Source organism: Candidatus Seribacter sulfatis, from assembly GCF_964187635.1.
Lineage (GTDB): Bacteria > Verrucomicrobiota > Verrucomicrobiia > Opitutales > Seribacteraceae > Seribacter > Seribacter sulfatis.
The window spans coordinates 1-6,562 of sequence record NZ_CAXLMO010000087.1; the positions used below are offsets into that span (position 1 = coordinate 1).

General features: G+C 44.1%; 7 protein-coding genes. 1 reads left to right on the forward strand and 6 read right to left on the reverse strand.

Going from position 1 to position 6,562, the window contains the following annotated elements; translation table 11 throughout:
• The 6 genes from lhgO to ACKPQ5_RS08310 all read right to left on the reverse strand — a co-directional run.
• Positions 1-848 (reverse strand): L-2-hydroxyglutarate oxidase (gene lhgO / locus ACKPQ5_RS08285; RefSeq protein WP_407678635.1); only part of this gene is annotated, 848 nt, incomplete at its 3' end.
• A 6-nt stretch (positions 849-854) separates the two neighbouring features.
• Complete coding sequence (locus ACKPQ5_RS08290; RefSeq protein ID WP_407678636.1) at positions 855-1,649, reverse strand: L-fucose dehydrogenase; 795 nt, start codon at positions 1,647-1,649, stop codon at positions 855-857.
• Entirely contained in the window at positions 1,646-2,500 is an 855-nt protein-coding gene (locus tag ACKPQ5_RS08295) for a fumarylacetoacetate hydrolase family protein (RefSeq protein WP_407678637.1), read from the reverse strand. The genes ACKPQ5_RS08290 and ACKPQ5_RS08295 overlap by 4 nt, the downstream gene beginning before the upstream one ends.
• 16 nt (positions 2,501-2,516) lie before the next feature.
• Positions 2,517-3,296 carry an SDR family NAD(P)-dependent oxidoreductase gene (locus ACKPQ5_RS08300; protein ID WP_407678638.1) on the reverse strand — a complete coding sequence of 260 codons (780 nt, stop codon included), beginning with the start codon at positions 3,294-3,296 and terminating at the stop codon, positions 2,517-2,519.
• Positions 3,297-3,306: 10 nt separating this feature from the next.
• Complete coding sequence (locus ACKPQ5_RS08305; RefSeq protein ID WP_407678639.1) at positions 3,307-4,953, reverse strand: UxaA family hydrolase; 1,647 nt, start codon at positions 4,951-4,953, stop codon at positions 3,307-3,309.
• Between the two features lie 51 nt (positions 4,954-5,004).
• Positions 5,005-5,517: a thioredoxin-like domain-containing protein gene (locus ACKPQ5_RS08310; RefSeq protein WP_407678640.1), complete on the reverse strand. Its 513-nt coding sequence runs from the start codon at positions 5,515-5,517 to the stop codon at positions 5,005-5,007.
• A gap of 149 nt (positions 5,518-5,666) precedes the next feature.
• On the opposite strand from ACKPQ5_RS08310, the gene ACKPQ5_RS08315 reads away from it, so the two are divergent.
• The coding region (locus tag ACKPQ5_RS08315; protein ID WP_407678641.1) for a sugar phosphate isomerase/epimerase family protein at positions 5,667-6,562 on the forward strand (896 nt) is incomplete at its 3' end.

A 6,562-nucleotide genomic window follows, 5' to 3' on the forward strand; every position in this document is an offset into this window, starting at 1 on the left:
TCAAATTTTCCATAGGCTTCCCTTCCAAAGGCAAGAACTGCATTTGGGCCACATTCGACAGAACCATCAATCATACGTGTAAAGTGTACGCCAAGGAAGGGGAATTGAGGATCGGGTACTGGATAAATCAGGTTTTTGCAAAGATGCTTTGCGTCTTCAGTAAGCTCATAGTACTCCCCTTTAAAGGGAATGATTTTTGCCGGTGCCCGATTTCCTCCCATTTGGGTAATTCGGTCTGAATGTAAACCGGCACAGTTGATTAAATAAGAGGCATGAATTGATTCGGTTCGGGTGTGAACGATAACTTCATTCGTAGATGATTCAATTCGGCTAACCCCTTCGCCTAGGAGGACTAGACCATTTTTTTCCTGAATGATTTCGCCTAACCGTAGGCACACTTGTTTGTAATTTACGATACCACATTCCGGAACATGAATGGCTTGTACACCGGCAGCATGGGGCTCAATTTCAAGGAGTCGTTCGCGGGGAATGATCTCACAATTTACTCCATTTTCTTGCCCTCTTTGGAAAATTTTCTCCATCCGTGGGAGTTCTTCTTCGTTGAGGGCGACAATTACTTTTCCACATAATTCGTGCTCGATATCCTGTTCCCTGCAAAAGACTTCCATCGCTTTTTTGCCTAGTCGACAATTACTGGCTTTGAGAGATCCGGGTTTATAGTAAATACCGGAATGTAAAACACCGGAATTGTGTCCGGTTTGGTGTTTTGCGAGCGAACTTTCTTTCTCTAAGACAACAATTTTCTTACGAGGGTGTTTTTTTAAAATCTGGTAAGCGGTGGCTAATCCCACAATTCCACCGCCAATAATACAGACATCAGTATCCATAACCGATTAATCAATTTCTACTTTGCCGTAGGATCTATCTAAATGAACATACCCTCCGTCGGGGTGAAAAATTTGTCCGGTCGTATGGGCGGAACGATCAGAGGCAAGAAAAACAACGGCATCCGCAATTTCACGATCTGTTGTCATTCGATTCCCAAGTGGAATGTTTTGTTCGATTGAATGCCTGGTTTTGTCAGGATTTTTGAGGGAGTCTAACCACTTCTGATACATTGGCGTCATTACTTCTGCAGGAATAACTGAATTGACCCGTATCCCGCGGTCAGCCAAGTCCAGAGCCCACTCTCGAGTAAGAGCATTCACCGCACCCTTGGAGGCGGCATAACCTGAGGTTCCTCCTTGACCAGTCTCGGCAACTTTGGAGCCGATATTTATGATGCTCCCTTGGTTTTTTTCCAATTCGGCCAAGGCAAAATGGGTCAGGCTAAAAACATGAAGCAGGTTTTTGCGCAGGGATTCGAAAAAGTCGGATGGCTTCGCTTTTAGATCAACGCCATCATTCGTACCGGCATTGTGTATCAAGAAATCAATACGCCCTTTTTTTTGGATTGTTTGCTCAACTGCATTTTGGCAGGCAGCTTCATCCGTTAATTCGGTGGGAATACAGAATACCTGATCTTCTTCCCCAGCAATATCCTGAATGAGTTCATTCGCTACCTGTGGATTACGATCTACGATAGATACAAGAGCTCCTTCGTTTGCAAACGAGCGAACGATTGCAGCACCAATTCCCTTGGCTCCCCCCGTTACGAGAGCGACTTTGCCCTCGAGGTTAAGGTTCATACCGCGGGAACAACTTTCTGTGTTGAACTTCCCAACTGATCAATTCCCAACTCCACAACATCCCCGGCTTTTAGATATACCTGTGGGTCCATTCCCATTCCGACTCCAGGAGGAGTACCCGTGGAAATAATGTCCCCAGGTAGTAGGGTCATAAATTGACTGACATAACTAAGCAGAAAAGGAATTTTGTAGTGCAGGTTCGAAGAGTTACTGGATTGCATCGTTTCTCCATTAACCTTGAGCCACATCTTCAAATTGTTGTGATCTTCTATCTCGTCCTGAGTGACGAGCCATGGCCCGAAAGGGGCAAAGCGGTCGCAACTCTTCCCTTTAACCCATTGCCCACTACGGTCGAGCTGAAATCCTCTTTCACTGTAATCATTGTGAAGTGAAAATCCGGCAATGTGATCGAGTGCATCTTTTTCTTCGACATAACTGGCTCGTTTTCCCACCACAAAGGCGAGTTCTACTTCCCAATCCGTTTTATCACCTCCACGCGGAAGAATTAAATCGTCATTGGGCCCGCAAAATGAACTGGTGGCCTTGAAAAAGAGAACGGGTTCCGGTGGGATTTCCATACCTGATTCTCTGGCATGGTCATCATAGTTTAAACCAATACATACAATTTTACTGGGACGGGCAACCGGGGAGCCATATCGTTCGCCCTCAGGAAATGGCGGCAAATTATCTCCATTTTCTTTTACCCATTCTTTCAATCTTTCCATGCCGTCGGTTTCAAAAAATACTTCATCATAATCTTCACCAAAGGAGGATACATCGACCTCCCGGCCGTCCGGGAGTAAAAGCCCGGGAGATTCTTCTTGAGGTTCACCTTTTCGAATAAGTTTCATGATAAATTTGAGTTTGTTAGCGTAAAGTCATGGTTCCACCATCCACATCATAGGCAGATCCGGTGATGAAGGAGGCTTCCTCTGAGCATAAAAAAGTGGCAAGTGAGGCAATTTCTTCAGGTTCTCCCATCCGTCCAATTGGCTGGTATTTTGAGAGTTCAGTGAATTTTTCCGAACGCTCGTTTTCATCCGGATAATATTTTTCCAAAAAGCCATCTACAAAAGGAGTGTGGACCCGACCCGGGCAGAGGCAATTACAACGAATTCCTTGATCCACATAGTCTTTGGCTACGCTTAGGGTCATCGCTAAGGCGGCACCTTTGCTTGCGGAATAGGCAAATCGTTCTGCGATTCCAAGGCGAGATGCGATGGAGGCTAAATTGAGTATGACTCCACCTCCGTTTTTAACCAGTAATGGAATGACCTTGTTCAGGCAGATAAATAATCCCTTTGTATTTACTTCCATAACCCGGTCAAAATCCTCCTCCGTCGTCGAGGTTGCGGTTCCGACATGAGCGATGCCCGCATTATTAACAAGATGGGTCGGATTACCAAGGGAATCTACAGTTTCTTCCAGTGCCTTGGTAACTGATTGTGCATTGTTAATCTCGCAGGAAACAAAAATTGCAGTTCCCCCCTTATTTGTGATTTCCTCTGCAGTTTGATTACCGGCAACCTGATCTTTTTCCCAAATGGCAACTCTTGCACCTTCCTTAGCGAAGCGAAGAGCGATTGCCCGTCCAATTCCTTTCCCTGCTCCGGTGATAATCGCCGTCTTGTTTTTTAATTTTGTCATAAACTACCGTCTATAAAGACATTCCTCGCTTCCACGGCAAGAAATCATCGCGCCCCTGTAAGACTGCTTTCGTTTTTTTCTTTCCGGATGCATACGCGATCACTTCATTCAAAAGCTTTTCACCAAGCGACTCAACACTCTCCGACCCGTCGATAATGGAGCCGGTGTCAAAATCGATGTATTCCTTAAATGAATTTGCGGTTTTGGTATTACTTGAGATTTTGATGACAGGACAAACCGGATTTCCCGTGGGAGTCCCCAAACCGGTTGAGAACAGAATTAAATTGGCACCCGCACCTGCCATTGCAGTGGTTGATTCGACATCATTTCCAGCTGTGCACAAGAGGGAGAGTCCATTTTTATTTACCCATCCTGGGTAATCCAGCACATCGATTATTGGCGATGTTCCTCCTTTTCTTGCCGCACCTGCAGATTTGATTGCATCAGTAATTAAGCCATCTTTAACATTACCGGGCGAAGGATTCATGTGAAAACCTGATCCTGCTTCTTTTACTCTTTCTTCATAATTTCTCATGATTTCAATAAACCGACTTCCGATCTCGCGCGTTTTACAACGATTTACAATTTCCTGCTCTACTCCGCAGAGTTCCGGGAATTCAGAAAGAATTACCTGCCCTCCTAACGCCACGGTCAAGTCAGCCACATGACCAATACATGGGTTGGCAGAAATTCCGGAAAATCCATCGGAAGCACCGCACTCCATTCCCAATCGTAATTTTGATAAAGGCATGGCCACCCGTTCTTGAAGGTTTACTTCGGCCAGTTTCTCAAAAGTTTGACGAATTGCTCTTTCCAACATTTCCCTTTCAGATGGGTACTTTTGCTGTTCGAATACAAGAAAAGGCTTATCAAAATCGGCACATCGCTTTGATATTTCCTCCTCCATAATAGAAACCTGGGCGTGTTGGCATCCCAAACTTAAAACGGTAATCCCGGCGACATTCGGGTTGCATGCATACCCCGCTAGTAATCCACAAAGCTCATGGGAAACATCTCTCGTTTCTCCGCAACCAAGTCCATGGGTAATGAACTTAATGCCATCTACATTAGGGAAAATAGGGGAGGGGCGATTAAGTTCCTCATTTCCCAATGTCACCGATTGTGGAGAATCATTGCGTTGATATGCGGATGCCAAATCTTGTGCGAAACTCTCATATTGAGATCTTTTGTCAAAGCCCAGTGCCTTGGTCATTGAGTTCTTTAAAATCTCAATATTCCCATTTTCGCAAAAGACCATCGGTACGACCAACCAATAATTGGCTGTTCCTACATTCCCGTCCGCTCTTTCGTAGCCAAGAAAGGTTTTATTTTCCCAAATCTTTGTAGAAGGTGGGGTCCAGTCACTTTTTTCTTCAGTTAATTTAAAATCTTCGGATCGGTGCACGAGATTCTCTGTGCTGATTCGTTCGCCCGCCATAATTGGCTTGATCGCCTCTCCCACTAACACGCCGTACATAAAGGCCAAATCACCAACAGCAAGGTTTGTCGCGGCAAATTTATGCTTGGCTGGAATTTTTTCACACAAGGTAATCGGCTCTCTGTCGGTAGTTATTTGTTGAGAGGGTGCCAGGTCGCTTAGAGCTACTAGAAGATTGTCCCTTGCTGAAATTTTGAGAGTTGTATTTGTATTTTGCATTAAAAAAACCTGCCCATGACAGGCAGGCTAATTTGTTCTATTAAATAAGAATTAAGACTTCTTTTTCCAGTCTTTGATCGCTCCTTTGGCATTTGAACTCACATCATTACGACCATTTTTGGAAATTGTTTTTCCACTGGGTGAAACAATTACCAAGTAAGGAATACCTCGTACTTCATATTTCTTCTTTAATGCATTTGCTGCATCCGAACCATGGGGCATGGTATACCATTTCATTTTCGAACCTGACATGTAGTCCATATGTGCTTTGGGGCTTCTGTCTGAACTTACAAATACGACTTCAAAGTCTTTTTTATTGGAATCTCTAAATTCAACCAGTTTGGGAGTAAAACCACGACAGGGAGGGCACCAATGGGCAGAAAAATATAATCCGATTGTTTTTCCGGCCAGTACATCTTTTGAAACTTCTTTTCCCTTGGAGTCAAGTAAGGGACCCTGGAAGAGATCTTCCAGTTCGGGACTTAACTTCTTTTTTGCAGCATAGGAATCGCCTAAAAGAATAGTTGAAAGTAATAAGATGGGGAATAATTTTAATAATTTCATGATCTGTTTTGGTTATAATTTTTATTACATTAGCTTTTTTTTATTTCTGTCGCAATAGGAGAAATATAAAAGTTTTCTTTTTATTGTTGCTCATCTTTTCGGAATTTATTGGATTCTTGCTTTTCCTTTATCAAAAAACTTAACAACTTATGAGCTTATCATCTTTAAAACTTCACAATGCAATGTGGCCAGGTCTAGTAGGCAAAGGCGATGACGAAGGGCAAGAACCTCCAATTAGTTTGGAAAAAATGTTGGATTTCTCCGCTGCTGCAGATGTTGATGGCAGAAAGTTTGATGGGATTGATTATTTTCTTTTTCTTCCCCACACCAATCCTGAAGCAAGTGATGACGAATTAAAAAGTATCGCCGACCTCATTGTCAGCAAGGGTTTTGATATCGGTTCCTTGGTCGCACCCGTTTGGCCAGGCACTGTGGGTGATTCCGCGATGGGAACGGATGAACAACAGGAGAAGTTTTTAGACGCAGTCAAGATGGCTTGTCGGATTGCCAAGGTCTTCAACGAGCATGGAGCAAGAAAAGGAGGCGTTATCAGGATCGATTCTGCTGAATTTGGAGTGGAGCAATGGAAGGCAAATCCAGGCAAGGGAACGGCTCGAATTGTCGATACTTTTACCAAGGCTGCGAAAATTGCCGCCGATCATGGTGAACGACTTGCCGCGGAAGGAGAAATTTGTTGGGCAGGCATGCACAGTTGGAAAGATATGCTCGATCTGCTCGAAGGTGTCGGAATGCCTGAAACACTAGGGTTTCAAGCCGATTTAGCCCATACTTATTTATACCTTATGGGGTATAATGCATCTGAGCATGCTCTCTTACAAGAGGGCTACACCGAGGACGAATTTTACGCGGCTTATGAACAAATGACTGATAAGCTCCGTCCATGGACAATTGATTTTCATGTTGCGCAAAACGATGGTGAAGTGCACGGAGCCGGGGATCATGATAAAACCGGTAAGCATTGCCCTGCAGATGACTCCAACGGAAAGCTAGATATTACCAGGTGTTCACAGTATTGGCTTAAGGA